We start from the raw sequence: 25,714 nt of genomic DNA, 5'->3' as shown, positions 1-25,714 counted from the left end.
GTACTAGGGCGCCAGCACCAGCCGACCGCGCAGGCCGCCCTTCTCGAAACGGGCGTGCGCGTCGGCGGCGTGGTCGAGGGGATAGGTGTCGGCGACGCGCAGGGTCAGCGTGCCCGCCTCCACCAGGTCGACGAGCTCGGCCAGGCGGCGGCCGTCGGGCGCCTGCTGCACGGTGGTCACCGTGATACCGCGCTCGGGGGCCGGGGCGGCCGTGGGCAGCAGCGCCGCGAACGCGCCCCCGTCGCGCACCACCGGCAGCAGCGGCGCGCCGATCAGGGCAGTGTCGATGACCGCGTCCACCCGGCCGGAGCCCACCCGCTGCACCAGATCCGCACCGCGAGAAACGAATTCGCTCGCGCCCAGGGACCCCACCAGGTCCTCGTCGGCCGCCCCCGCCACCGCGATCACGTGCGCGCCGCGGGCGGCGGCCAGTTGCACCGCGTACCCGCCCACACCCCCGGCCGCACCGGTCACCAGCACCGTCGCCCCGGGCGCGGCGGTGACGGCCAGATCCGCGGTGATCGCGTTGAGCGGCAGCGTGGCCGCCGCTGCCAGCTCGACCCCGGCCGGGGCGGCGGCCACCAGATCGGCGTCCGCCACCACGTATTCGGCATAACTGCCCTCGAAGGTGGACAGCCACGGCAGCAACCCGACCACCGGCTGCCCGATCTCGGCGCGGCCGACGTGGGACCCGGCATCCTCGATCCAGCCCGCGAATTCGACACCCGGCACATAGTGCTCGCGCGCGGGCAGCAGCGCCGCGAAGGTCCCCGCCCGTGCCCCGATATCGACCGGATTCACCGGTGCCGCAGCGATTTTCACCAATACCTGACCCGGTTCGGGCGAGGGGACCGCTACCTCGAACACCTCGAGGACCTCCGGCCCGCCGAAACGGGAGAAACCAACAGCACGCATGGCAATGCTCCTGTGTCTGGGAAGGAATGACGATCCACCGGTGGAACGCGACCGCATCCGGTGGCGGAGCGGGGCGTTGTCTCACCGTAGGACCGCGGCTGCGGGATCGGCCAGTAGGCACCCGAAAGCGCCCAGGTCACCGCCGGGAGTGCGGGCATGGCGAAAATCCGCCACCGCGACCGGGAATGCCCGCCCCGGCCGCGGTGGCTGTAGTCGGGGTGAGCACCACCACCGCAGCCCAGCGCCGCGAACAGGCCAAGGTCGACTTCAACGCCTTCCTCTCGGCCTGCCCGACCAACAAACTGCTCGACACCCTCAGCGACAAGTGGGTGTGCCTGATCCTGGCGGCCCTCGCCGACGGCCCGGCCCGCTACGGCGAACTCGGCGCCACCGTCGCCTCGGTCAGCAACAAGATGCTCACCCAGACCCTGCGCACCCTCGAACGCGACGGCCTGGTCGCGCGCCACATGACCGCGCAAGTGCCGGTGCGGGTGGACTATTCGCTGACCCCGCTGGGCCGGACCCTGCTGCCGATCCTCGCACAGCTCGAGGACTGGGCCGCGGGGCACATGACCGATGTGCTGGCCGCCCGCGCCGAATTCGACCGCGCCGCACAGCAGAGTTGAGCCGAACGGAGGCGGAACGGCTCACTCGAGGTGGTTTCAGGCGTTCTCGAGGCCCTCGATGGCCTTGTGTAGTCGGGAGGCGCGGGTTTTCGGGCTTCTCGCGCGGTAGAGCTCGAGGGCGATCGCGTACCGGCGGCTGCGGTCGAGGGCCTCGTAGCTCGCTCGCGCGCGGGCATTGTCGGCCAGTGCTGCGGCCAGATCCGGCGGCACGGTGAAGGTGGCCTGCGACGGATACGCCTGCGCCCAGCGGCCGTCGGCCCGCGCGGCGGCGACCTCGGCCAATCCCGGTCCGCGCATGCGCCCGGCCGCGCTGAGCTGTTCCACCTTGTCCACGTTCACCTGCGACCAGTGGCTGCGCGGGCGGCGCGGCACGTACTTCTGCAGGTAGTGCTCGGCGTCGAAACCCTTGCGCTGCCCCGAGATCCAGCCCCAGCGCAGGCCGACATCGACCGCGTCGTCCTCACTGAGCGAGGCGATGCCCGAACCCTTCTCGGCCATCAGGATCCACACCCCTTCCGGGCGTGCGTGATTGGCCTCGAGCCAGGCGTCGAAGGCGGCCGCGTCGGCGAAGGGGACCGGATCCATGCGTCCATGGTGACAGGGGGCGCCGACACGATCACCGAACACCGCGACCGAAAATTGTCCCAGACACATCTTGCCGGGGTGCCGCACCGCCGCTACCGTGAATCGATGACGACCTCGCACTCCGCCGCCGCAGCCGGACTGCCCGCCGGGATCCAAGGATCCGCAGACCCCCGATTCGCCTCCGCCGTACGAACTTTCGCCCGCGTCTTCGCCGGCCGCCGCGGCAACGGCGGCGCGCTGGCGGTCTACCAGCACGGCGAACCGGTCGTCGATGTCTGGGCCGGATCCCGCGACGCGGCGGGCACCCCCTGGACCGCCGACACCGGGGCGATGATCTACTCCGCCTCCAAAGGTGTCTCGGCCACCGTGCTGCACCGGCTGGCCGACCGCGGCCTGCTCGACTACGCCGCCCCCGTCGCCGAAGACTGGCCCGAATTCGCCGCCAACGGCAAATCCCGCATCACCGTCACCGAACTGCTCAGCCACCGTGCCGGTTTGTCGGCCCTGCCCGCCACCACCGCCGGGGAGGTCCTCGACCACGAACTCATGGAAGCCCGCCTGGCCGCCGCGAAACCCGATCACCTGCTGGGCAGGCCGATCTACCACGCCCTGACCATCGGCTGGCTCATGACCGGCCTGGCGCGCGCCCTCACCGGCCACGACATGGCACAGCTGTACCGCACCGAGATCGCCGAGCCCCTCGGCATCGACGGCATCCACCTGGGCACCCCGCCCGCCGGGTCGCGCACCATCCCCGCCGACCTGGTCGGCTCGCTGAAAACCCTTGCCGAACGCAGCATCCCGGCCCCGGTCGCCACCTTCGTCCCGCGCCTGCCCCGCATGGTCCGCGCCCCGCTGGCCTCGATCTATGTGCCGGGCCTGGAATCGGTCTTCCGCGGCGAGAACCCCGCCATCCTCGACACCTCCCTGCCGGCGGGCAATGCCGTGTGCACCGCGCGCGACCTGGCGCGCATGTACAGCGCCCTGGCCTGCGACGGCCTCGTCGACGGCCGCCCGTTCCTCTCGGCGAAAACCGTCCGTGAACTCGAACGCGTCCGCACCTACCGCATCGACCACGCCCTGCTGGTCCCGTTCTGGCACTTGGGTTTCCACAGCCTCCCCGTCGCCCGGGCCCCCCGCGGCTACGGCCACATGGGCGCCTTCGGCTCCACCGGCTGGACCGATCCTCGCTCGGGCATCTCGGTCGGCTTCGTCCACAACCGCATGTCCCTGGCCTGGAGCCCCCTCGACCAGACCTTCGTCGTCCCCCTGCTCCATCTCATCCTGCGCGCCACCCGCCAACCCGCCACCACCGCCGAACAGCGCACCGCCGCGGCCTGATCCGGGCGTCACCGCCCCGCGCACACACCGGCCGCGAAGTCACTGCGCCACAACGTCACTCGCGGTGTCGAAGCGACCGGCTAGCCGGTGGTGTCCTTGCGGGCCTTGCTGGGCTGCACGCGCGGGGGCTCGCCCGGCATCTTCGGGTAGACCGGGGGCCACGGGGCATCCATCAGGCCCGCGGCCAGGTCCTTGTCCGACATCTCCAGCAGGGGCGCCAGCGATTGCGGGGTGCGGTCTGCCCACGGGTCGCCCAGCTCGGCGACACGGGCGGGGACGGTGGCGATGGTGAGCTCGTCGGGGACGATCGAGTCCAGCGCCTCCCACGAGATCGGGGTCGAGACCTGCGCGCCCACCTTCGGGCGCACGCACCAGGCCCCGAAAACCGTTTTGTGCGGGGCGTTCTGGTTGAAATCGACGAAGACCCGCGAGCCGCGTTCCTCTTTCCACCAGGCGGCGGTGATCTCGTCGGGGTGGCGGCGTTCGAGTTCTCGGGCCAGCGCGACCGCGGCGGCACGGACCTGGTAGCCGTCCCAGTGCGGTTGCAGCATGGCGTAGAGGTGCAGGCCGCGCGAACCGGAGGTCTTGACGCGCACGTCGATGCCCAGCTCCGTGCACAGCTCGCGCACCGCGAAGGCGGCGGCACGCAGGTCCTCGAAGCCGATGCCGGGGGAGGGGTCCAGGTCGATGCGCAGCTCATCGGTGACACCGGTGGGGGGCAGGACGTTTCCGGCCGCGTCGTGCACGGGCGGGAAGGTGGAGGCGGCTTCGGCGCCGGCGTGGGTGGGCCAGACGTGGAAACCCAGGCAGCCCAGGTTGACCGCCCACAGAATGTGGGCCATATCGACGGCGACCAGGGCATCGGACTCGGTGCCGTTGGGGGTGGAGACCACCGTGGTCTGCAACCAGTCCGGCACCGACTTCGGCACCCGCTTCTGGAACCAGGATTTGCCCGAGGCCCCGTCGGGATAGCGTTCGAGCAGCACCGGGCGATCGCCGATGGTGCGCAGGATCGGATCGGCCACCGCCAGGTAGTAATTGACCAGATCCAGCTTCGTTTCCCCGCGCTCGGTGAAGTAGATCTTGCCCGGATTGGTGATGGTGACGGTGTGCCCGGCCACCTCGAGATCGAGCGAATCACTCACCGCGGCATCCCTTTCGCTGCTCTGGCCTCGGCGAAGATATCGGCCAGCTCGGCCGGGGCGACCTCGTCGAGCTGGGCGTAGGTGCACGACTGCGGGGTGCGGTCGGTGCGGAAGCGCACCAGCCGCCCGCCGTGGCGCAACCGCCCGGCCATCACATGCTCGTAGCGGACCTCGGCCACCAGCTCCGGGCGCAACGCCTCCCACGACAGATCCTTGCCGCCGCTCCAGCGGCTCACCCCGCCGGGCATCTTGCCATCGGCCTTGGCCTGGGCGGCCGCATCCGCCCAGGAGCGCCACGGATGATTCTCGAGCGCGTTGTGCCGCAACGGTTCCAGCTCACCGACGAGTTCCTTGCGCCGCGCGGCGGTGAAACTCGACGCCACCCCGACGTGATGCAGAGTGCCGTCCTCGTCGAACAGCCCCAGCAGCAGTGACCCCACCCCTGCGCCGTCCTTGTGCCAGCGGAATCCGGCGATCACGCAGTCGGCGGTGCGCTCGTGCTTGATCTTGAGCATCACCCGCTTGTCCTGCAGATACGGCAGATCCGCGGCCTTGGCCATCACCCCGTCGAACCCCGCGCCCTCGAACCGGGTGAACCAGTCCGCGGCGGTATCGGCATCGGCGGTGATCGGGGTCAGATGGGTGCGCGAAAACCGGCCGTCGAGCACCGTTTCCAGTATCCGCCGCCGCTCGGCGAAGGGCCGATCGGTCAGATCGTCGTCCCCGAGCGCCAGCAGATCGAAACCCACGAAACTGGCCGGGGTCTCCACCGCCAGCTTGGCGACCCGCGAGGCCGCCGGATGCAGCCGATTCTGCAGCGTGTCGAAGTCCAGCCCCTGCTCGGTGACGACCACGATCTCCCCGTCCACCACGCATTTCGGCGGCAGCGCCTGCCCCAGTACCTCCACCAGTTCGGGGAAATACCGGGTCAGGGGCCGATCGTTGCGCGAACCCAGTTCGATCTCGTCGCCGTCACGAAAGACGATGCAGCGGAAGCCGTCCCACTTGGGCTCATACAGCAACCCCGCCTCGCGGGGCAGCTCCGAGACCGATTTGGCCAGCATCGGTTTGACCGGCGGCATGACGGGCAGTTGCACACGACCTCCTCGGTTCGCGGTGGACCCGCAACCGATCGTAATGCGAACCGGTCAGTTTTCGAGCCACCCGTGCTGATCGGCGAAGGTGGTGAGCCGATCCCGGATCGTGATGATCTCCCCGGCCGTCAGCTGCGGCGAGGCATCGAGCAGCAGCTCGGTGATCAACCGCCGATGCTCGGCGGCACTCAACTGCCCCGTCCCGCGATGGTCCTTGCCGATCTTGTGCCGGGCCGCCGGAGCACTCTGCCCCGGCACCACCGCGAGGTTGATCGCCTTGGGACCGCGATCGCCCTCGGTCACATCGAATTCGAAAACCCCCCCTGGCGCAGTTCGTCCTCGTCCAGCCCGATGTCATTGACGTGCACGAACACGTCCGGCCCACCGTCTTCCGGACGAATGAACCCGAAACCCCGAGAACTGTCGAACGACACCAATTTCCCGATGGACACCTAAACACCCGCTCCTCGTCGCCGCGTCCCTCTGGCGGTCACTCTAGTCCGCAGGTTGATCATTGTCGGAAGAAAGTGCCTTTTGCAACGAATTGAAGACGGTCAGGCCCTGACCCACCATCCCGTTCACCAGCTCCGAGACCCCGTCGGGGCCTGCTTGACGATCTCGGGCAGCTGCTCGATCAGCAGCTGATCCAACGCGATCCGGTTGTTGGAGGCGGCCGCCTCGGCCTGGATGCGGGTGCGGTCGGCTTCGGCCTCGGCCAGGATGCGCACCCGATCCGCTTCGGCCACAGCCGGTTTCACCACCTCGGCCTGCAACTGCTGCTCCCGCAGCTCGGCCTGCTTGCGGGCCTGCTCGGCCTGGGCGGCGAGCACCTCCTGCAGCGCGGTGGCCTGGGCGAGCGGACCCGCCTGCGCCGCTTCGGCATTGGCCTTGTCGATGTCACGCTGGTACTGCGCCTTGAGGATCGCGGTCTCGCGCTGATACTCGGCCTGCTTGCGCTGGGACTCCTGCTCGGCCTGGGCCGCGAGCTGCGCGGCGGCGGCCTGGGCGATCTGGGCGTCACGCTGCACCGCGGCATTGTGCGGGGCCGCCAGCGCGGAGATGTAGCCGAGGTTGCCGTCGTCGATGTGCTGGATCTGGAACGAGTCCACCCACAGCCCGATATTGCTCATCTCCACCTTCGAGGCCACCAGCACCTCATCGGCCAGCTTCTGGCGCTCGCGGATGATCTCCTCCACCGTCATCGAGCCCACGATCGAACGCAGATGCCCGGAGAAGATGCGCCCGGTCAGCACACTCATCTCGCGCTCCTGCGCGGACAGGAACCGTTGCGCGGCATTGACGATCGACTGCGTGTCGTTGGCGACCTTGAACGCGATCACCGCGCGCACATCGAGCTGGATGGCCTGCTTGGTGACGCAGCGCTCGCCGATCTCGGCCTCGAACATGGCCAGCGACAGATAACGCACCTTGCGGAACAACGGCACCACCCAGGTGCCGTGGCCGATGATCACCTTGAACGGCGCCCCGCCGTCCTTGCCGCCGTGGCGCCCGCCACTGACCAGCATCGCCTCGTCCAGATCGGGCACGTGGTATCCGAGCATCGCTGTCTCCCTCGTCTTCGGTGGAAAGAACTCTCGATCTATCGATCGCCCGGAAGGGGAATCCACGCAACAACATCGACCACGCGCCCCGGATGCACGGCCACCACGAGCACGGTGGCACCGGCCGCCAGGGGCTCCTCGGCGCGTGCGATGTAGCTCTCGGTTCCCCCTCGGATGGCGACCAGCACCTCCCCGAGGGAACCCTTACCCCGGATCGGCGAGGTCAGCGTACCGGTCAAACCCACCACGGGGTCGGTCATCGCGCGCGAACTCCTCGAACTGGATCACTGAGAAAGCCAGCCTACGCGCGGTGTCGGCCGCCCCCGAGCACGCCGATACCAATATGTGCTGGTTTCGTCACCAACCGGCTGGCAGGCTGAACCGGTGACCACTCCTCCGGATACCGCGGCGGCCGGCGCCGCCGACGACAAACTGGACATAGGCGTCTTCAAGATCGCCGGTGTCGTGGTGCGCGGCGCCATCATGTCGATTCTCGACGTGACCGTCGTGACCGTCGCGATCCCCAAGTTCCAGCAGGACTTCCACACCACCACCGCCATCGCCGCCTGGTCCATGACCGGCTACACCCTCGCGCTGGCCACCGTCATCCCGCTGACGGGCTGGGCCGCGGACCGCTTCGGCACCAAACGCCTCTACATGATGGCGCTGGTGTTCTTCGTGATCGGCTCGGTATTGTGCTCGACCGCGTGGAACATCAACTCCCTCATCGCCTTCCGCGTCCTGCAGGGCCTGGGCGGCGGCATGCTCATGCCCCTGGGTATGACGATCATGACCCACGCCGCCGGGCCCACCCGCATCGGCCGGGTGATGGCCGTGCTCGGGGTGCCCATGCTGCTGGGCCCGATCATGGGCCCGATCCTGGGCGGCTGGCTCATCGACTCGTTCTCCTGGCACTGGATCTTCCTGATCAACCTGCCCATCGGCATCATCGCCCTGGCGCTGGCGTTCATCGTGTTCCCGCGCGACAACCCCGAACCCTCGCAGAGCTTCGACTTCGTCGGCATGCTGCTGGCCTCACCCGGATTGGCCGCGTTCCTCTACGGGGTGTCCTCGATCCCCGGTGAGCACACCGTGAAATCGGCCAAGGTCCTCATTCCCGCCGTCATCGGCCTGATCCTGCTGGTGGCGTTCGTGTTCCACGCGCTACGCACCGAACACCCGCTCATCGACCTGCGCCTGTTCGAGAACAAATCGCTGCGCTTCGCGGTGCTGACCATGACGTGTTTCGCCATGGCGTTCTTCGGATCCGGGCTGCTGCTGCCCACCTACCTGCAGCAGGTGCGCGGCGAATCCACGCTCATGGCCGGGCTTCTCATCGCCCCGCAAGGGTTGGGCGCCATGCTCACCATGCCCATCGCCGGGCGCCTGGTCGACAAGATCGGGCCCGGCAAGATCGTGCTCACCGGCATCACCGTCATGACCGTGGCCATGGTGTTCCTGACCCAGGTCAGCGCCGACACCCCCTACGGGCTGCTGTGCGCGGTGCTGTTCGTGATGGGCCTGGGCATGGGCTGCACCATGATGCCCACCATGACCGCCGCCATCCAGACCCTGACCCACGCCCAGGTCGCGCGCGGCTCCACGCTGATGAACATCGTCAACCAGACCGCCGGATCCATCGGCACCGCAACCATTTCCGTGGTGCTGACCAGCCTGCTCAACCGGGGCGCGACCCTGGGCGAGCGGGGCGTACCGGTGCCGCCGGGCGCGCCCGACCCGACCCTGGCCAACGCCTCGATCGGCTCGCGCTACAGCGATCAGCTCGCGCACCTGCCCCAGACCCTGCTCGATGAGGGCTTCGACCTGGCCGCGCGCGCCTTCGCCCACACCTTCGTGGTGTCGGTGTGCATCCTGGCGCTGGCGCTGATCCCGGCACTGTTCCTGCCGCGCACCAAACCCGCGGTGCCCGCCGCCGACGCACCCGCCGTGGTGCACTGACCCGCTGCGAAAACCCGTGTGTCCCGGCCGGAATCACGATTCCGGCCGGGCCACACGGCGTTTCAGGGCAGCGAGTGCGAGCCGGTGTTGTTCAGATGCTCGCCGTAGAAGGCGACCAGCCCGGTGGCCGAGGCGATGGCCGCCAGCAGCCAGAACCGGATACTGACCGTCGTCTCGGGCCAGCCGGTCAACTCGAAATGGTGATGGAACGGCGCCATCTTGAACAGTCGCGTACGCGTGGTGCGGTACATGACGATCTGCAGCAGCACCGACAGGATCTCGGCCACGAACAGCGCCCCGACCGCGACCATGAGCAACTCGGTGCGGCTGGTGATCGAGAGCCCGGCCAGCAGCCCGCCCAGCGCCAGCGCCCCGGTGTCACCCATGATGATCTTCGCCGGAGCCGCGTTCCACCACAGGAATCCGACACACGCGGTCGCCCCGGCCGCGCACACGATCGCCAGATCCAGGGGATCGCGCACCGTGTAACAGCCCGGCACCGCCTTGGCCGTGCACGCGTGGGTGTACTGCCAGAACGTGATCAGCACATAGGTGCCCAGCGCCAACCCCATCGACCCCGCCGCCAGACCGTCGAGGCCGTCGGTGATGTTGACCGCGTTCGACCACGCCACCACCAGCAGGCACGCCGCCACCAGGAACCCGGTCAGTCCCAGCGACACCGTGGTGATGTCGCGCACGATCGAGACCTGCTTGCTGGCCGGGGTCAGCCCGCCACCGCCGCGGAACTGCAACGCCAGCACCCCGAAAATCACCGCGGCGCACAGCTGCCCGAGATACTTGCCCGAGGCGGTCAATCCCAGACTGCGCCGCTTGGACAGCTTGATGTAGTCGTCGAGGAACCCGACCCCGCCCAGCGCGGTCGCCAACCCCAGCACCAGCAGCCCCGAGGCGCTGGGCCCGGTGCCCTCGTAGTGCATCCCCACCAGATGCGCGCCCAGATACCCCGCCCACATCCCGATCAGGATCGCGATCCCGCCCATGGTCGGGGTCCCCTGCTTGGCCAGATGCGTCGCCGGCCCGTCCGCACGCACCTGCTGGCCCAACCGGTGCCGGGTGAACAACCGAATCAGCAAGGGCGTCAACGTGATCGACACCGCCAGCGCCACCATCGCCGCCACCAGAACCTGCCGCATCCGCCCCCCTCGAGACCCGATTTCGGTCACATGCTAACCGGCGCATGAACGAAACGGGCCCCCACGGTTGTTAGCGCGAGGTATGGACGATGCGGGTGTGCGACGGGAATTGCTGCGAGAGTTTCTGCGGGACAGACGTTCCCGCATCAGCCCCGAACAGGCCGGACTGCCCGCGGCCGGGCGGCGGCGCACCCCCGGGCTGCGCCGTGAGGAGGTCGCCGTGCTGGCCGGGGTCGGGGTGTCGTGGTACACCTGGCTCGAACAGGGCCGTGACATCACCGTCTCGGCCGAGGTCCTCGACGCCGTGGCCACCGCACTGCGACTCGACGGCCCCGAACGCGGCCACCTCTACCTGCTGGCCGGACTCAACCCGCCCTGCCGCGCCGCCGACAGCGGACCCGACATCAGCGCCGAAACCCGCAACCTGCTCGACGCCTGGGGTGCGCGCCCGGCGGTGCTGCGCGACCGGTACTGGAATGTGCTGGCCTACAACGAGACCGCCCGGCTGGTGTTCGGGTTCACCGGACCCGGCCACAACTGCCTGATCACCTACTTCACCAATCCCCGCTACCTGGCCATGGCCCAGGTGTGGACCGACGCCGCCCCCGCGGTGGTGGCCGCCTACCGCGCCGACACCTGTCCCGGCGACCCGGGATTCGAGGCCATCATCACCGAACTGGCCACGCGCAGCCCCGAATTCGCCACCCTGTGGTCACGCCACGATGTCGGGGTCGCCGAACAGGCCGTCAACGCCCTGTCCCACCCCGAGGTCGGCGAGCTCTACTTCGACGCCACCACCCTGACCCTCACCGACCAGCCCGACCGCCACCTGGTCCTCTACAACCCCCACCCGGCCCACGACACCGCCGTCCGCCTCACCGGCCTGACCCGGCTGCACCTGGCCCCCTGCGCCTGAACCCCACCGGGGCACCGGATCCGCACGGGCAGGGCGATAAAACCGCTGGCGGGCACCGCGATACTGAGAGTCACTCGAATCCGCGTGCCAGGAAAGGGGATCGCGCACGTGGGTGCCGCCACCGTCCTCCCGCTGTCCGCACACGTCGCCGCCGCCGTCACCGCGGCGATCGGGCGCGCCCGCCCACAGCTGGCGGGCTCGGACCCGGTGGTGCGCCGCTCCGACCGCGCGGACTTCCAATCCAATGCCGCACTGCCGCTGGCCAAACGGATCGCGGTGCCACCGGCACGGCTGGCCGCCGAACTCGCCGCTGACCTCGAGCCCGATGCGGTCATCGCGCACGTGGGTGCCTCCGGTCCAGGATTCCTGAATATCACCGTGACCGACACCGCCAGCTGGGCGCAACTGGCCGCACGGCTGGCCGATCCGCGCCTCGGAGTCGGCGAGCCCGCACACGGCAGCGCATCGTCATCGACTACTCCGCACCCAACGTGGCCAAGGAAATGCACGTCGGCCATCTGCGCACCACGATCATCGGCGACAGCCTGGCCCGGCTGCTCGCCTTCCTCGGCGCCGACGTGGTGCGCGCCAATCACCTCGGCGACTGGGGCACCCAGTTCGGGATGCTGATCCAATTCATCGACGAAAACCCCGACCGGCCCTGGCGTGCAGGCGAGATCGGCGACGAGGCGACCGTCTCGGCTCTCGACAACCTCTACAAGATCGCGCGAGCCCGCTTCGACACCGATCCCGGCTTCGCCGCACGCGCCCGCACCCGGGTGGTCGCCCTGCAGACCGGTGACGCCGCGACCCTGGCGCACTGGCGCGAGATCGTCGCCGAATCCGAGCGCGCGTTCGCCGCGATCTACCGGCGCCTCGGGGTCCTGCTGACCCCCGACGACTACGCCGGGGAATCGTTCTACAACCCGATGCTGGCCGCCACCACCACCGAACTGCTCGACGCCGCGGTGGCCGTGCCCAGCGACGGCGCGGTGATCGTCGAATCCGAGCAGGACAACGGACCCGACGGCAGCCCGGCGGTGCTCATGGTCCGCAAACGCGACGGCGGATACGGCTACGACAGCACCGATCTGGCCACCATCCGCTACCGCATCACCACCCTGGGCGCGCACCGGCTGCTGTATGTCGGTGGTGGTGGCACACCCACGATAAACACGCACTGGTTACCCGGTGCGGGCCCCGGCAGGCTCGAGACCATGACAGACAACGGATTCCGATTCCACGACAAGATCGCGCTGATCACCGGCGGCAGCAGCGGGATGGGACTGGCCACCGCCCACCGGCTCCTGGCCGAAGGAGCCACGGTCATCATCACCGGGCGCGACAAGCAACGCCTCGACGACGCGGTCGCCCAGCTCGGGGAGCGGGCCACCGCGATCGCCGGTGACGCGACCGCGGCCGCCGATCTCGAAACGCTGGCCCGGGTGGTGCGCGAGCGGTTCGGGCGACTGGACGTGGTGTTCGTCAACGCGGGAATCGGTGCGTTCCAGCAGGTTTCGCAGGTCACCGACGACGAGTTCGACCGCGTGGTGGGCGTCAACTTCAAAGCCGCGTTCCGCACCGTGCAACAGGTCCTGCCGCTGCTGGTCGACGGCGGCGCCCTCATCATCAACGCCTCCTTCGCCCCCTATCGCGGCGCGCCCGGCGCAGCCCTGTACACCGCGAGCAAGGCCGCGGTACTGAGCCTGGCCCGGGCCCTGGCAGCCGAACTGGCGCCCAGGGGCATTCGCGTGAACTCGGTCAGCCCCGGCTACATCGACACTCCCGCCTTCCGCGCCGAAGCCTCCCCCGAGGCACAGGCCGGGGTCGGCGCGCAGGTCGCGCTCGGGCGGGTCGGGCGCAGCGAGGATGTCGCCGCCGCAGTCGCCTTCCTCGCCTCGGGCGATGCCTCCTACATCACCGGGGTGGACCTGCTCGTCGACGGCGGCCTGATCAACGTCATCCCGACCGCCGTGGTGTGACCCCGCCTCAGGCGCGCAAGTCCGCGGCCGGGTCGGCGGTGATGCGGCCGGAATCGGTGTCGTAGTCGTAGAGTTCGGCGTAGCGGCCCCAGTCGATGGCCAGCTCGAGCTGGCGGCGGGCGTCATCATCGGAGAAGCCACGCTTCAATAGATCGAGGATGAAATCGGCGCGGACCGTTTCGTCGGTGTTGCCGATCAGCGCCGAGCAGATGGTGCGGACCAGGGGAGCGCGGCGGCGGGCCTGGGCGGCGAAAATGGCCTTGCTGGCCTGGATGTCGGCATTGGTGAAGTTCGCGCCCACATTCGTCAGGATCACGTCACCGGCTTCCACCAGCAGGAAACCCAGCAGCGCGGCGGCGTCGACCAGCGGCATCAGGTCGTCGAGTTCGAAGTTGAGTTCGTCGGCGACCACCGGCAGGTCGGCGCGGCCGCTGTTGCCGTACACCAGCTCGAGCAGACCGGCGATCCCGCCGACCGAGGCATCGGGCAGCGGCACCGCGAACGGGGTCGACGTATCGGCCGGGGCGGCGGCGATTTCGGTGTCGCGGCCGGTGAGCAGACCGTAGATCTGATCGACGAGCGCCTCGAAACTCGGGGCGCGCCGATCACGCGGGCGCGGGGAATCCACCCGGATCTCGGCGATGATGCGGCCCGGATTCGAACCCAGCACCATCACCCGGTCGGCCAGCTGCACCGCCTCCTCGATGTTGTGGGTCACGATGCACACGCATTTGGTGGGAAAGTCCTTGGCCGACCACAGATTCACCAGCTCGGTGCGCAGGTTCTCCGCGGTCAGCACATCCAGCGCCGAGAACGGCTCGTCCATCAGCAAAAGATCCGGCTCGAGCACCAGGGCGCGCGCGAAACCCACCCGCTGGCGCATCCCGCCCGAGAGCTCCTTGGGATAGGCGGACTCGAAACCGTCGAGCCCGATCCGGTCGATCGCCTCGAGGGCGCGCCGCTGCCGTTCGGCCGGGGCGATCCCGCGCGCGGCCAGCCCCAGCTCCACATTGTCCTGCACGCTCAGCCACGGCATCAGCGCGAACGACTGGAACACCAGCGCCGCACCGGGATTGGCGCCGCGCAACGGCTGCTCCCGATACGAGACCTGCCCGCTGGTGGGTGCGAGCAGTCCCGCGATCAGCCGCAACAGGGTGGACTTGCCCGAGCCCGAACGGCCCAGCAGCGCCACGATCTCGCCCGCGCGCAATTGCAGATTCACCTGGTCGAGCACATTGAGCCGCTCACCCGAGGCGCCGGTGAAGGACATGTCGATATCGGACAGGTCCATCAGAACCTCGCCGGTGGCAATGGTTTCGGTCATCGCGGGCTCCTCTCAGCGCGAATAGCGGCGCTGCGCCAGGCCGTACAGGCGCCGCCAGAACAAACGGTTGATACCGACGACGAAGGCGCTCATGGCCAGCACCCCGACCAGGATCCGCGGCCAGTCCCCGGCACGGGTGGCCTCGGCGATGTAGGCGCCCAGACCCGTCGCGGTCAAGGTGGTGTCACCGAACCTCACGATCTCGGCGACGATGGAGGCGTTCCACGCGCCGCCCGCCGCGGTGATCGCACCGGTCACGAAGGACGGGAAGATGGCGGGCAGAATCAGCTTGCGCCACCACAATCGGCGCGACAGCCGCAGATTGGCCGCCGCCTCGCGCAGGTCGTTGGGCACCGCCGCGGCCCCGGCGATCACATTGAACAGGATGTACCACTGCGCGCCCAGGGCCATCAGCAGGATCGCCGCCCATTGCAGGCTCGCCCCGGTGGCCACCAGCACCGCGGTCACCAGCGGGAACAGGAAGTTCGCCGGGAAACTGGCCAGCACCTGCACAATCGGCTGCGCCAGCCGCGACACCCGCGGATTCAACCCGATCCACACCCCGACCGGCACCCAGACCGCGGTGGCGAAGATCAGCAGCACGATCACCCGGACCAGGGTGATCAACCCGAGCCCGAGTGCGTGGGCGACCTCGCCGAAGCCGACGGTGTGGTCGATGTAGTCGAGGATGGCGACGGTGCCCGCGATCAGGCCCGCCCCCACCACGATCGCGAACACCACATCCGCGGCCCGGCGGCGCGCCGGTGCCACATACAGCGGATGCTCGGCCAACCCGAAGATCCGCATGAACCGGTCGATCGGATACACCAGCGGCCCGAACACCCGGCCCAGCAGACCCGGAACATGGCTGCGCCGCAACAGATCCAGCATCCGCGAGCGCGGGGCGTCCGCGGATTCGGTGTCCTCCATGCGGAATCGCTCCGCCCACACCGTGATCGGGCGCCAGAACACGATATTGAGCCCGACCACCATCACCACCATCACCACGATGGCCAGCACCACCTTGGCGGTGTCGGACTCGGCCGAGGCGACCGCGACATAGGAGCCGATGCCCGGCAGCACATACTGGCGGTTGTTGACGCTGATGGCTTCGGAGGCGCTCAGGAAGAACCAGCCGCCACCGAAACTCATCATCGCGTTCCACACCAGCGGGAACATCCCCGAGGGCACATCGATGCGCCAGAATCGCTGCCAGCGCGACAGGCGCAGATTGCGGGAGGCCTCATCGAGTTCACGCGGCTGCGACACCAGGCTGTGGTGGAAGGCGAAGGCCATGTTCCACGCCTGCGAGGTGAAGATCGCGAAGATCGAGGCGCACTCCAGTCCCAGCGACGAGCCCGGGAACAAGGCGATGAACCCGGTGATCGTCACCGACAGGAAACCCAGGATCGGCACCGACTGCAGAATGTCGAGCAGCGGCAACAGCACCTTGTCCGCGCGCGGCAGCCGTGCGGCCGCGGTCGCGAACACGAAGGTGAACACGATCGAACACCCCAGCGCCACCATCATCCGCGCCAGCGAACGCGCCGCATAGTAGGGCAGCTCGGCCGGATCGGTGGAAATCGTTGCGGGCGCGGCATTCTTGTCGAAGGGCACGTGCATGCCCGCCGAGACCCGCACGATCAGCCAGATCACGATGGCCGCGCCCACGAACACCGCCACATCCGCCCACCGCGAGCGCGGCCGGTCCAGCACGCCGCGCGAGGGATACGAGCGCAGCGCACCGGTCACTGCTCGACCTCCTGGGACCGGGGCACCGTGCGCCAGCCGACACTGGTCACCGACGGCTCGAGGCTCAACCGGCTCACCGCCGCCTCCATCTGCCGGTCATCACGGCGATCCCCGGTCAGCTCCGCGCGCACCTGCACCCGGCCCGCCGCGGTGTCGTGGCTCGAGATCGAATTCAGCCGGAAATCGGTGCGCGTGAGCGACTGCACCAGCAGCGCCCGCACGTGTGCCTCGTGCGCGTCATCGGTGTCGGCGGTGAACGCGTAGAGCGCCTCCTGCGCCTCGGGGCCGTCGGTGAGCGGGCGATCCACCGTGCGCGCCACCGTGCGCAGCGCGGTATTGACCACCACCACCGCCACCGTGCCCGCCGCCGCGGTCGAATACATGCCCGCACCCGCCAGCGCGCCCACCGCGGCCGCACACCACAGCGTCGCGGCGGTATTGAGGCCGCGGATATTGAACCCGTCGCGCAGGATCACCCCCGCGCCCAGGAACCCGATACCCGAAACGATCTGCGCCGCAACGCGAGTCGGGTCGGCGCTGGCCCCGTTGAAGCCGTGCGCGGACAGCAGCACGAACAGCGTCGCCCCGGCGGCGACGAGCGCATTGGTGCGCAACCCGGCCATCCGGGCCCGGAACTGGCGCTCGAACCCGATCACCGCACCCAGCCCGACACCGGCGCCCAGGCGCAGCAGCATTTCCCACGTGGTCATCTCGATCTCCGAAAAGGAAGACGGCGCACTCCGAATCGGACGCTACAGGCCAACGGGTAGCGGTCGAAGGATTGCGGCAGTGTCGCCGAGTGAACGATTGGCTAACGGAACGCGATCCGATCCATCGGGCACGACCACCACCACCTCCTCCACACACGACACACACGCTGCCAGGAGGGTGGGACCAGCGTGAACTCGCCGGAACGGATACCACCCTTCGTAAGACCTTCAGCACTCCACGGCGTAAACCCACCCTCGGGTGGGAGCCGGTCGGGGCAACCCCTTAACTCGGGGCAACCTGTCCTGATCCGGGGCGTCTCTCGACGTTCGGGATCGCCGGCCTGTATCCGTGAAGGAGCCTCAGCTAACGACGGCACCTGCGCTGACGAGTAAACACCGGGCAGCCGGAATCGGCAACCCGGTGTGAGCGGGGTCGCCACCGCCCTACACTCGGATCGACGGCGTGAGGGATAGGTTTTGCGATGCGGCCCAGGGTTGCCACGGGTGCTCGAATGTCATGGCTGGCACCTGTCCTCGTCGCCGCACTCGTGCTCACGGGCGTGGTCGCTTGCACGAAATCGGCGACCGAATCGGGCCCGACCGCGACCTCGAACCCAACGGCGACGTCTTCCTTGCCGCCGACGTCTTCCTTGCCGCCGACGCAGGCCGTCGTGACCGCGGACGGTGTGCACATCGATTTCGGGAAGGCACAGGTCTCCGCCGACGGCACCGTCGCACCGGCCGGTACGGCCCTCGAGGTCAGCGGCGAATCGGCGGCGACACCGATCGAGACCGCGCTGTTCCGTCCGTTCGCGCCCGCGATCGATGTGCGGCTCGCCGACGGAGCCTTGCCACCCTCGTCGAGCATTCGCCTGTCCTTCGTTCTCGACCGCGCCACGGTCGACACCCAGATCGCGCAAGGCAATACACCGGTCGTGATCACCCGCAACGCGGCGGGTGAGATCGACGTGCTGCCCGCCACCTGGGATGACAAGGCGTCGACGTTGCGGGCCGAATCCTCGCACCTGAGCGGGTTCTGGGCGGGCTGGCTCGATGCGAAGGCGATCACCACGTCGATCACCGACGGGATCGCCGCCGCCCTGCAACTGCGCTATCCCAAACCCGACTGCGTCGGCGCATCGGCGGAGCTGAACGGGGTCACCATCGGCGCCTCACCGGTGGACCGCGACGTCGCCTGGCCCTGCGTCGCGGCCCGTGACGGACGCTTCGAGGTTGCGCTGCAATCGAATTCGCCCTGGGTGTGGCTGGCCCGCACCGCTCCGGCGGCCCAGTCCTATGAGGCGCACGGCCGCGATCTGGCGGGAGCGCTCGCGGCGGGCATCTTCTACCAGTCGCGCCGCGGCCGAACCAACGACACCTCCGTGCTCGTCGCGGGCGACACGACCACCATCCCGTTCGACGCCCAGCACCCGCCCACCCGCGGCGAACTCCAGATCGACGCCGGACTCTCGCTGGTGTCGGTGATGCTCGCCGAGATCGACGCCGCCGCGCGACTGCTGCGCATCGACCTGGGCCTGTACAAGGACATCTCGGCCGCCTTCGACAAACTGACCTGCCTCTCGGGCGTGGTCGAGGGACTGAATCAGCTGTCCGGCAACGACTTCGCCACGAAGGCCGGTGCCCTCGGCCGCACGATGATCGACTGCCTCGGCGCGATCGGCGGCCTCGCGGGTGGGGTATTCCTCGGCGTCCTCGGCGGCATCATCGCCTCGGTCTTCGTCAGCGTCGGGGGCCTGTGGCTCACCCTCACCGGCCAGAACGAGGCGTTCTTCACGATCAACGCGACCCGGCCGAACGCCGCCACCGAGAACGGCTACCGTCGAATCACGCTCGGCATGAGCGTGAAAGACGTCCTGGCGATCCTCTCACCCATCGTCCGCGACACCACCTACTACAGCCACTGCCGCGTCCTCTCCGACCAACCCGACCGCGTCTACGACTTCTCGGTGTGGATCGACACCGCCAAGGGCGTCGTCACCGGCATCGAAACCCCGCCCGGCACAACGACCGACCGCGGCGTCGGCGACGGATCAACCCCCGCCCGGATCATCGCCGCCTACAACGCCGACCACACGATCGAACAGGGCGCCATCGGTGGCCAAGGCTCCCCGGCCATCATCGTCAGATCCAAAACCGCCACCGATCGCACCCACTTCCTGTGCTTCCCGATCAAAGAAGACGGCAACGCCGGTCCGCCGAGCATCGGCCGCCCCTACGCCTCGGAAGGCTGCTGACCCGGTACGGACCCGAGGACTTCCGGGACTCGACCCCATGCGCGGATCGTGGGCGGAACATGGAACCACCGCCGCTCGTCGGTCAACTCGGCCTGCGCGGTGGCGATGACCTCGGGTGAGACCCCCAGCGCCACCAGGCTTTCGCGGGCCTGCGACCAGGTCAGGCTCCACATCCGCGCCATCGCCGAACCCCCGCGGAACATGGGGACCTCCGCGGTGGCTCGAACGTCCATGAGCCCGAGGGCTTCCAGGCGCGCGGGCAAGTGCCGCGCCCAGCTCTGGTCCGCGCCGGCGATCTCGGTCGAACGCGCGAACGCGCGCCACACCTCCCCGAACGCGCCCGCCATTTCATGCAGGACACCGAGCCCGTCGCCTTCCTCGAGCAGCAGGACACCACCGGGCGCCAAGGCCCGGACCAGCCGCTCCAGCACGATGTCTCGTCCGGCGATGTGCAGCAGCACGAAGCGGGTGTGGACGAAATCGAATGCGCCGCAGGGGAGTTCGTCGGTGACGAGGTCGAGCCGGGCCACCTCGCCGCCGAGTTCGGGCAGGTCGAGGAGATGGCGTGGATCGGCGTCCACCGCCAGCACTCGACCACCCGGCATGACCGCGCCGCACAACCAGCGCGCGAACGACCCGCCACCGGCCCCGGCCTCCAGACACCGCCAACCGGCACTCACGCCCAGTTGCCGAGCCAGTGCGATGCTTTCCGGGTCATAGGCCGCGCCCAGCAGCGCCAGGCGCTCGGCGGCGCAATCCCATTCGTTGGGCAGCGTGTAGTGCGGCGTCGGCGCGGAGGGGCTCGGCGAGGAACCGGTCATGATCAGAAGCTAGCTCAGCGCCGCGGCTGATGATCACCGGAACGGCGCCGGGATCTAGCGGTACATGCCGCGGTAGGCGTCGATGGTCTCCACCAGGTGGTCGACGATCTGCTCGCGGGTGGCGCGCAGGGTGCCGTTGAGCCAGGCCGAGAACATGCCCGCGTTGCCCGAGGCCATGGTGACCGCGGCCAGGCTGCGGCGGACCGGGTCGTCGATGTGGGCGAACAGGTGGTCCTGGATGAGGCGGGTGAAGGCGGGCATCACCGCGATGGTGGTCTGGCCCAGGCCAGTAGAGGAATACGGCTCCACCAGGAACAGCCGCGACTTGCGGGGGTCCTGGAGGACCTTGTCGACCAGGGCTTGGGACAGGGCGCGGTCGCGGTCGGGGTCGTCACCGACGGCGAAGGCGGTCATCGGGTCCAGGAACTCCTCGGCGATCTGGCGGTAGAGCACATCGAGGAGTTCGTCTCTGCTGGCGAAGGATTCGTAGAAGTAGCGGTCGGTCAGGTTGGCGCGCCGGCACACCGCGCGCATGGTGACCGCGCCCGCCCCGGACTCGCCGATCAGATCCAGTGCGGCCTCGAGCAACGCGGCCCGGCGCGCCTCCCGGCGTTCGGTGAGGGTCGTGCCACCCCAGATGCGGGGCTCGGAGTCGGAGGGCGGTTGCTCGGTCTGCACCGGGACAAGAGTAATGCCCGGTGCCGGGCGGGCACGCCACCCGGCACCGGAGCGACCGGCATCGATCGCGGGTGGTGTCGCTCAGCCCGTGACGATGCAGGCGCTACCCAGATTGATGCCGGTGCGCACCGTCACCACCGCGAACTGGGACCCGTTGTAGGACCAGGCCTGCACGAAGTGCACCCCCGTGGAGCTCGGTGTCCAACTCGAGGTGCCGGTGCCGCCGCTGCCCAGGCTGAACTGCTGGGTACCGAAGGTGGCGGTATTGCTGTCGTAGAGCCAGACGTATTCGTACGGGCTGCCGTTCACGGTGACCGTGTAGGAACAGGTGGTGCCGTAGCCGCCGCCGATGGACGACCCGCTGGATATGTTGACGCTGCTGACATAGGCCGACGCGTCGGGCGCGGCCAGGACCAGTGCCGCGCTGGCGGCGGCGAAGGTGGCGAATGCGGTGAGGGCCGACTTCCGTGACCGGATCATCGTCGATCATCTCCCCAGAGAAAGGGTGAATGAGGATACTGCGACGCCATTGGCGCATAAGGGAAGTGTCTGCGTTCAGGGGACCCGACACGCCCGTATCGGGCTACCCGTCCTCTCTGCGGTGACCCCGCGATGACCCTCATGATCGGCGGCAATCCCACGGCTCGGCCAACCTCGAGCGAAAATCCCTCACCCCCTATGGATCCCCTAATACGGGCGCTCGAGTCGCGAAATAGCTAATGTCTCGCTACCGTACCGATTGTCCGAATTCGTCCGGGGCGCAATGCGCAGACGCCCCCAGCGGAGGACACCCGCGAGCCCGCTTCCCCGAGGCTCGCACCCGCGTCCCGCACCGCAGCGGGTGCCGCGAAACCCGGCGTCGCCGAACCGGACCCGATCCCGATTCGGCGACGCCGTCGGTGCGCGCAAACCGGTTGCGCGCCCGATTCCGCCGCAAAGTCTTCGCGAAACGGACAGCGCTGGAATGATCTACGACGATCGATTCAGTCAGTGCAAGAAGGCATCGCGAGCATCATGGCCAAAAGCCAGTACGTCAATTCCCGGCCCGCCCACGACATTCCCGAACCGTCCCTGTGGGGCCGGCACCTCGGGGTCAGTGCGGACGTCGCCGACGGGCTCTATTCCGACCAGCTGGGCGCACTGATCTTCGTGCGCAAACTCGTCCGCTGCGGCTACCTGTTCAACACCGTGGTCGGGGTGCTCGTCTGGGCCGGTATCGCGGTGTGGGGCCGCTACTCCGGGCCGCGCACCTTCCGCGAATGCTCCTCGGTCCCTGGCCTGCACGCCGGTTGTGACCCGGCCCTGGCCTCCTGGATCCTGGGCACCGCGAGCGGATTCGTCATCGCGGCAGCGGTATTCGTGCTCATGTCGTTGCCGTGCCTGGTGGTCGGCTACGCGGTGCGCTGGTCGGCCAAGGCCATGGCAGAACGCAACTAGCCACGGCCGACGCAACTCGCCGATGCCGGACCCGCGCGCAACCGGTCGAGGCCCCGGCCGAGCCTGACCGGCCGAGGCCATGGCCGGGGCGCGAGCGGCGCCTCACTGCTGGGATGCGGTGGCCTGGGCGGCGATCTGGCGCAGGGCGGCGATGTGGCCGTCGCAGGCGGCGCGCCCGGTCGCGGTCAGGCGCGCGCGGACCTTGCGGCGGCTGCCGTCCAGACGCCGCTCGGTGGCCACGTACCCCGCGTCCTCCAGCGTCGCAAGCTGTTTGGACAGCGCCGAATCCGAGAGCTCGAGGCGCTCCTTGAGAAAGGCGAACTCGGCCCAGTCCGCCGCGGCCAGCGTCGCCACCAGGTTGAGCCGGGTGCTGGGATGGATCAACTCGTCGAAGCGTGCCGTGCTCATGCCCGCGCCCGGCCCCGCAGGAGTGCGGCCCGGACCTGATCCGGAGTGATGCCGTCCATGATTCCTCCCTTACTTTCCCGCTTGGAAAGCAAGCGTCCACTTTCCCGGTAGGAAAGTCAAGGGGTGCCGGTCGAACCCGCTGCCTAGCCGAGCAATTCGTCCAGATAGCACCAGCGCCACGACTCGCCCGGTTCGACACTGCGCATGACCGGGTGGCCGGTGTCGTCGAAGTGCTTGGTGGCGTGATTGCCCGGCGAGGAGTCGCAGCAGGCCACATGCCCGCAGGTCAGGCACATGCGCAGATGCACCCACACCAGCCCCTCGTCGAGGCATTCACCGCACGCGTCGGGGGTGTCGGGCACGCGCACGCACGGCGCTTCGCGCAGATGCTCGCAGGCTCCGGCGGTGACCGGCGCGCTCAGGGGAGTGCCGTCGTCCCCGTCGGCCTCGGCGATGCGGTCGATGGTGGATTCCTCGAGGTCGAGGGTGGCCATGACCGCCTGCAGCACCTCCTGATCGATCTGCCCCGAATCGCGCACGCGCAGCACGGTGTCGCGTTCGGCGCCGAGCATGGCCAGCCGCAGGCGCCGGTACTCGCCGCTGGGGGTCACGCGCTGGGATTCGGAGCGGCCCAGCAACTCCCACGCCGACTGCGCACGCACCACCGCCCGGTTGCGCAGGGCATCGACCACATCGGGCGGGGTCTCGGGCGCGATGTTCTCCTCGAGCGCTTTCAGCCCCGCGGCGGTGGCCTGCTGCAACAGGTTGGCCTCCTGCAACAGATCCTCGGCGCGGCTGGGCCCGCGCAGGCGCAGCACCCGCACCAGCGTGGGCAGCGAGAGCCCTTGCAGCAGCAGCGTTCCGCCCACCACCACGACCGCCAGCAATTGCAGCGTCGCCAATTCCGGTGTGTCGGGGGGCAGCAGCAGCGCCGCGGCCAGGGTCACCACCCCGCGCATGCCCGCCCACGCCACCACCGCCGGGCCCGTCCACGGCGGTTTGGGCTTGCCCTGCCGCCGCCCCTCCACCTGCCAGGCGAAATACGTCGTCGGAAACACCCACACCGGACGTGCCACGATCACGGTCACCAGCACCACCACACACGTGGCGATCAGCGTCGAATGCGGCAGCCCGCTGTGCCAGGCCGCCTCCACCAGATGCCGCACCTGCAACCCGATCAGCAGGAAAACCGCGCTCTCGAGCAGGAATTGGATGGTGCGCCAATTGGTGTGCTCGGCAATGCGCGAGGCCGCGCTCTGCCACCGCGGGGCGCCGTGGCCCAGGATCAGCCCGCAGGTGACCACCGCGATCACCCCCGAGGCGTGCACCGCCTCGGCGGGCAGATACGCGATCCACGGGGCCAGCAGCGACACGCTGGTATCGAGCACCGGATCGGTGATGCGCCGGCGCAGGAACGCCAGCGCCGTGGCCGCCACCACCCCGAGCAGCGCCCCGCCCCCGGCCGCGCCGATGAAATCCGCGCCCGCCTCCCACCGGGTCACGCTGCCCGCCATGGCCGCCACCGCGGTCCGCAGGGTCACCAGCGCGGTCGCGTCGTTGAACAGTGATTCGCCCTCGAGCAGGGTCACGATCCGCCGCGGCATCCCCACCCGCCGCGCCACCGCGGTGGCCGCGACCGCGTCGGGCGGGGCCACGATCGCCCCGATCGCCACCGCCGCCGAGAGCGGCACCGGCAGCAGCCAATACACCACCGCGCCCACCGCGAACGCGGTGAACAGCACCAACCCCACCGACAGCAGCGTGATCGAGACCTTCTTGGGCCGGAAATCCACCAGCGAGGTACGGATCGCCGTGGTGTACAGCAGCGGCGGCAGCAGCCCCAGCAACACCAGCTCCGGTTCGATGTCGAACTCCGGCACGAACGGCAGATACGACGCGATCACCCCGGCCACGGTGAGCACGAACGGCTCACCCAGCCCCAGCCGCCGCGCACCCGCGGCCAGCGCCACCGCCCCCGACACCAGTACGACCAGTCCGAACGCCCACTCCACCCGAACATCGTGCCAGCAGCGCCGGGCAATCCCGGCATCGGCTCGCCACTGGCGAACACCCGCCCCGCCCGGCGCGCCCCCGGCGAGCTAGTCGGCGTGTCCGGCCCGCGAGCGCGAAATCGCGAAGACCCCGATCCGCGCGATCAGCGCCAGCACCCACAGCCCGACCCCGACCAGCTTCAAATCCACCCCCGCATCGGCATAACCACCGACCAGAATGGCGACCACCCCCGCGCCGAAACACAGCCCCGCGGCCGCGTTGCAGACAGTACGGGTGACATGCAGGCCCACGGGCAACCCCGCGGTTCGCTCGACGCTGATGATGAAACTCCCTGCCAGACTGCTGAACTCGACCCCGCGCACCTTAGCGCGTCCGGGCCCGAGTCGCCGAGTCGGCGGGGTTGGGCTGCCGCGTAGGCCAATTGGCGCGGTCCCAACGCGCTGAAAGCCACCGGACCGCACCGGGACCTGCCAGACTGAACCGGCAGCAAGCGAATTGCGTTGGCCGATAACGTCAATCCGTCGCGCTGTGTCAGTACGTGACGGACACATGAAGGTTGTCATGCGAACTCTGCGAGTGCTCGCCGCCGTGATCACAGGACTGGTGCTGGGGGCCGGTGGTGGTGCCACCGTCCCGGCCGCGTGGGGGGATTCGTCCGATCCCGCACCCTATGGGCCCGCATCAGCTGTGTGGATGGCACCGACACAGGGCAACTCGAGGTACTACGTGCTATGGAAGTTCACGCCGGACACGAACGAGGCGGACGCGACGTTCTATCAGGGCTCCGCGATGGGCGGCACGCTCCAGACGTCGAGGTCATACACGTACGGTGTGAACGGTTCGACGGTGACGCTGCAATCCCTCACCACCAAGTCCCTCACCCTCGAGCTCCTCGGATACAGCAGAGGATCGGATGTTCTTCGTGTCCGCGACGGCTCGATCGACGAGAAGTGGTACGGATGCCGCGCCGACAATCTGCCGCTGGCCGTGACGGCCGCCTGTGCCTCCTTGTGAAACGCGGAGGCAGGTGCGCTGTT

Annotated in this window: 25 protein-coding genes, 2 pseudogenes and 1 riboswitch; of the genes and pseudogenes, 9 read left to right on the top strand and 18 right to left on the bottom strand. The window is 69.1% G+C overall.

What is annotated here, in order from left to right:
- Window positions 1-3: 3 nt before the first annotated feature.
- On the bottom strand, window positions 4-915 hold the full coding sequence (locus NS2_RS15150) for an NADP-dependent oxidoreductase (protein WP_033088071.1): 912 nt from the start codon (window positions 913-915) through the stop codon (window positions 4-6).
- 218 nt (window positions 916-1,133) lie between these two features.
- On the opposite strand from NS2_RS15150, the gene NS2_RS15145 reads away from it, so the two are divergent.
- Complete coding sequence (locus NS2_RS15145; RefSeq protein WP_033088072.1) at window positions 1,134-1,541, top strand: winged helix-turn-helix transcriptional regulator; 408 nt, start codon at window positions 1,134-1,136, stop codon at window positions 1,539-1,541.
- Window positions 1,542-1,577: 36 nt separating this feature from the next.
- Here the strand turns inward: NS2_RS15145 and NS2_RS15140 are convergent, their stop codons facing one another.
- The gene (locus tag NS2_RS15140; protein WP_033088073.1) at window positions 1,578-2,126 is read right to left on the bottom strand and encodes a YdeI/OmpD-associated family protein; all 549 of its coding nucleotides are present in this window, start codon (window positions 2,124-2,126) and stop codon (window positions 1,578-1,580) included.
- Between the two features lie 105 nt (window positions 2,127-2,231).
- Between NS2_RS15140 and NS2_RS15135 the strand changes: the two genes are divergently transcribed.
- Window positions 2,232-3,467 carry a serine hydrolase domain-containing protein gene (locus tag NS2_RS15135; RefSeq protein WP_052086473.1) on the top strand — a complete coding sequence of 412 codons (1,236 nt, stop codon included), beginning with the start codon at window positions 2,232-2,234 and terminating at the stop codon, window positions 3,465-3,467.
- An 80-nt stretch (window positions 3,468-3,547) separates the two neighbouring features.
- Here NS2_RS15135 and NS2_RS15130 read toward each other — a convergent pair whose 3' ends face one another.
- The 6 genes and pseudogenes from NS2_RS15130 to NS2_RS15110 form a co-directional block, all read right to left on the bottom strand.
- Window positions 3,548-4,612: a DNA polymerase domain-containing protein gene (locus NS2_RS15130; protein ID WP_033088074.1), complete on the bottom strand. Its 1,065-nt coding sequence runs from the start codon at window positions 4,610-4,612 to the stop codon at window positions 3,548-3,550.
- A complete protein-coding gene (locus tag NS2_RS15125) occupies window positions 4,609-5,709 on the bottom strand; it encodes an ATP-dependent DNA ligase (protein WP_177327157.1) in 1,101 nt (366 codons plus the stop codon). The genes NS2_RS15130 and NS2_RS15125 overlap by 4 nt, the downstream gene beginning before the upstream one ends.
- Window positions 5,710-5,760: 51 nt before the next feature.
- Entirely contained in the window at window positions 5,761-6,009 is a 249-nt protein-coding gene (locus NS2_RS38230) for a hypothetical protein (protein ID WP_306455128.1), read from the bottom strand.
- Window positions 6,006-6,140 (bottom strand): cold-shock protein, encoded by a 135-nt coding sequence (locus NS2_RS38225; protein WP_306455129.1) that lies wholly within the window; start codon window positions 6,138-6,140, stop codon window positions 6,006-6,008. Before NS2_RS38225 ends, NS2_RS38230 begins: the two co-directional genes overlap by 4 nt.
- Window positions 6,141-6,201: 61 nt before the next feature.
- A pseudogene (locus tag NS2_RS15115) lies at window positions 6,202-7,268 on the bottom strand (SPFH domain-containing protein).
- A 38-nt stretch (window positions 7,269-7,306) separates the two neighbouring features.
- On the bottom strand, window positions 7,307-7,528 hold the full coding sequence (locus tag NS2_RS15110; protein WP_033088075.1) for an NfeD C-terminal domain-containing protein: 222 nt from the start codon (window positions 7,526-7,528) through the stop codon (window positions 7,307-7,309).
- A gap of 124 nt (window positions 7,529-7,652) precedes the next feature.
- Here NS2_RS15110 and NS2_RS15105 point away from each other — a divergent pair, with 124 nt between their 5' ends.
- On the top strand, window positions 7,653-9,227 hold the full coding sequence (locus tag NS2_RS15105) for a DHA2 family efflux MFS transporter permease subunit (protein ID WP_033088076.1): 1,575 nt from the start codon (window positions 7,653-7,655) through the stop codon (window positions 9,225-9,227).
- Between the two features lie 62 nt (window positions 9,228-9,289).
- Here the strand turns inward: NS2_RS15105 and mraY are convergent, their stop codons facing one another.
- Window positions 9,290-10,381 (bottom strand): phospho-N-acetylmuramoyl-pentapeptide-transferase, encoded by a 1,092-nt coding sequence (gene mraY / locus NS2_RS15100; protein WP_033088077.1) that lies wholly within the window; start codon window positions 10,379-10,381, stop codon window positions 9,290-9,292.
- A 97-nt stretch (window positions 10,382-10,478) separates the two neighbouring features.
- Between mraY and NS2_RS15095 the strand changes: the two genes are divergently transcribed.
- The 3 genes and pseudogenes from NS2_RS15095 (at window position 10,479) to argS (ending at window position 13,279) form a co-directional block, all read left to right on the top strand.
- Window positions 10,479-11,297: a helix-turn-helix transcriptional regulator gene (locus tag NS2_RS15095; protein WP_228102809.1), complete on the top strand. Its 819-nt coding sequence runs from the start codon at window positions 10,479-10,481 to the stop codon at window positions 11,295-11,297.
- Between the two features lie 84 nt (window positions 11,298-11,381).
- A pseudogene (locus NS2_RS37485) lies at window positions 11,382-11,615 on the top strand (hypothetical protein); the annotation flags it as partial.
- Window positions 11,616-11,788: 173 nt separating this feature from the next.
- Window positions 11,789-13,279 (top strand): arginine--tRNA ligase domain-containing protein, encoded by a 1,491-nt coding sequence (argS, locus tag NS2_RS37480; protein ID WP_237088046.1) that lies wholly within the window; start codon window positions 11,789-11,791, stop codon window positions 13,277-13,279.
- 7 nt (window positions 13,280-13,286) lie between these two features.
- Here argS and NS2_RS15080 read toward each other — a convergent pair whose 3' ends face one another.
- From NS2_RS15080 to NS2_RS15070, 3 genes are read right to left on the bottom strand one after another with little or no spacing between them, the layout of a single operon-like run.
- Entirely contained in the window at window positions 13,287-14,603 is a 1,317-nt protein-coding gene (locus NS2_RS15080; protein WP_033088079.1) for an ABC transporter ATP-binding protein, read from the bottom strand.
- 12 nt (window positions 14,604-14,615) lie between these two features.
- Window positions 14,616-16,355 (bottom strand): ABC transporter permease, encoded by a 1,740-nt coding sequence (locus NS2_RS15075; RefSeq protein WP_081985935.1) that lies wholly within the window; start codon window positions 16,353-16,355, stop codon window positions 14,616-14,618.
- A complete protein-coding gene (locus NS2_RS15070; protein WP_033088080.1) occupies window positions 16,352-17,065 on the bottom strand; it encodes an MgtC/SapB family protein in 714 nt (237 codons plus the stop codon). The genes NS2_RS15075 and NS2_RS15070 overlap by 4 nt, the downstream gene beginning before the upstream one ends.
- A 205-nt stretch (window positions 17,066-17,270) precedes the next feature.
- Window positions 17,271-17,444, bottom strand: a riboswitch (M-box (ykoK) riboswitch).
- A 292-nt stretch (window positions 17,445-17,736) separates the two neighbouring features.
- On the opposite strand from NS2_RS15070, the gene NS2_RS15065 reads away from it, so the two are divergent.
- Window positions 17,737-19,320 (top strand): hypothetical protein, encoded by a 1,584-nt coding sequence (locus NS2_RS15065; RefSeq protein WP_071811862.1) that lies wholly within the window; start codon window positions 17,737-17,739, stop codon window positions 19,318-19,320.
- On the opposite strand, the gene NS2_RS15060 is transcribed toward NS2_RS15065, so the two are convergent.
- From NS2_RS15060 to NS2_RS15050, 3 genes are all read right to left on the bottom strand, one after another.
- Window positions 19,299-20,141, bottom strand: coding sequence for a class I SAM-dependent methyltransferase (locus NS2_RS15060; RefSeq protein ID WP_052486670.1), 843 nt, complete (start codon window positions 20,139-20,141; stop codon window positions 19,299-19,301). The two genes, NS2_RS15065 and NS2_RS15060, sit on opposite strands and share 22 nt — an antisense overlap.
- 54 nt (window positions 20,142-20,195) lie before the next feature.
- Window positions 20,196-20,819, bottom strand: a complete 624-nt coding sequence (locus tag NS2_RS15055; protein ID WP_045437696.1) for a TetR/AcrR family transcriptional regulator — start codon at window positions 20,817-20,819, stop codon at window positions 20,196-20,198.
- 81 nt (window positions 20,820-20,900) lie between these two features.
- A complete protein-coding gene (locus NS2_RS15050) occupies window positions 20,901-21,299 on the bottom strand; it encodes a hypothetical protein (protein WP_033088083.1) in 399 nt (132 codons plus the stop codon).
- Between the two features lie 534 nt (window positions 21,300-21,833).
- Here NS2_RS15050 and NS2_RS15045 point away from each other — a divergent pair.
- Window positions 21,834-22,256: a hypothetical protein gene (locus tag NS2_RS15045; RefSeq protein WP_143161315.1), complete on the top strand. Its 423-nt coding sequence runs from the start codon at window positions 21,834-21,836 to the stop codon at window positions 22,254-22,256.
- 102 nt (window positions 22,257-22,358) lie between these two features.
- On the opposite strand, the gene NS2_RS15040 is transcribed toward NS2_RS15045, so the two are convergent.
- The 3 genes from NS2_RS15040 to NS2_RS15030 all read right to left on the bottom strand — a co-directional run bounded on the left by NS2_RS15040 (window position 22,359) and on the right by NS2_RS15030 (window position 25,039).
- On the bottom strand, window positions 22,359-22,664 hold the full coding sequence (locus NS2_RS15040) for a transcriptional regulator (protein WP_033088085.1): 306 nt from the start codon (window positions 22,662-22,664) through the stop codon (window positions 22,359-22,361).
- Window positions 22,665-22,807: 143 nt separating this feature from the next.
- Window positions 22,808-24,676 carry a Na+/H+ antiporter gene (locus NS2_RS15035; RefSeq protein WP_096490559.1) on the bottom strand — a complete coding sequence of 623 codons (1,869 nt, stop codon included), beginning with the start codon at window positions 24,674-24,676 and terminating at the stop codon, window positions 22,808-22,810.
- A gap of 87 nt (window positions 24,677-24,763) precedes the next feature.
- Entirely contained in the window at window positions 24,764-25,039 is a 276-nt protein-coding gene (locus NS2_RS15030; protein ID WP_033088087.1) for a hypothetical protein, read from the bottom strand.
- 199 nt (window positions 25,040-25,238) lie between these two features.
- Here NS2_RS15030 and NS2_RS15025 point away from each other — a divergent pair, with 199 nt between their 5' ends.
- Window positions 25,239-25,691: a hypothetical protein gene (locus tag NS2_RS15025; protein WP_147207188.1), complete on the top strand. Its 453-nt coding sequence runs from the start codon at window positions 25,239-25,241 to the stop codon at window positions 25,689-25,691.
- The last annotated feature ends 23 nt before the right edge of the window (window positions 25,692-25,714 follow it).

It is taken from the genome of Nocardia seriolae NBRC 15557 (genome assembly GCF_007990715.1).
Classification (GTDB): domain Bacteria; phylum Actinomycetota; class Actinomycetes; order Mycobacteriales; family Mycobacteriaceae; genus Nocardia; species Nocardia seriolae.
Note: the sequence above shows the minus strand (reverse complement) of the source record. Positions and strands in the feature narration are given on the sequence as shown.

Bases quoted from the DNA above. Each gene is read 5' to 3' on its own strand.
- NS2_RS15150 (WP_033088071.1), bottom strand. From the start codon at position 915: ATGCGTGCTGTTGGTTTCTCCCGTTTCGGCGGGCCGGAGGTCCTCGAG.
- NS2_RS15140 (WP_033088073.1), bottom strand. From the start codon at position 2,126: ATGGATCCGGTCCCCTTCGCCGACGCGGCCGCCTTCGACGCCTGGCTC.
- NS2_RS15135 (WP_052086473.1), top strand. From the start codon at position 2,232: ATGACGACCTCGCACTCCGCCGCCGCAGCCGGACTGCCCGCCGGGATC.
- NS2_RS15110 (WP_033088075.1), bottom strand. From the start codon at position 7,528: ATGACCGACCCCGTGGTGGGTTTGACCGGTACGCTGACCTCGCCGATC.
- mraY (WP_033088077.1), bottom strand. From the start codon at position 10,381: ATGCGGCAGGTTCTGGTGGCGGCGATGGTGGCGCTGGCGGTGTCGATC.
- NS2_RS15080 (WP_033088079.1), bottom strand. From the start codon at position 14,603: ATGACCGAAACCATTGCCACCGGCGAGGTTCTGATGGACCTGTCCGAT.
- NS2_RS15070 (WP_033088080.1), bottom strand. From the start codon at position 17,065: ATGACCACGTGGGAAATGCTGCTGCGCCTGGGCGCCGGTGTCGGGCTG.
- NS2_RS15060 (WP_052486670.1), bottom strand. From the start codon at position 20,141: ATGACCGGTTCCTCGCCGAGCCCCTCCGCGCCGACGCCGCACTACACG.
- NS2_RS15050 (WP_033088083.1), bottom strand. From the start codon at position 21,299: ATGATCCGGTCACGGAAGTCGGCCCTCACCGCATTCGCCACCTTCGCC.
- NS2_RS15045 (WP_143161315.1), top strand. From the start codon at position 21,834: ATGGCCAAAAGCCAGTACGTCAATTCCCGGCCCGCCCACGACATTCCC.
- NS2_RS15040 (WP_033088085.1), bottom strand. From the start codon at position 22,664: ATGAGCACGGCACGCTTCGACGAGTTGATCCATCCCAGCACCCGGCTC.
- NS2_RS15025 (WP_147207188.1), top strand. From the start codon at position 25,239: ATGCGAACTCTGCGAGTGCTCGCCGCCGTGATCACAGGACTGGTGCTG.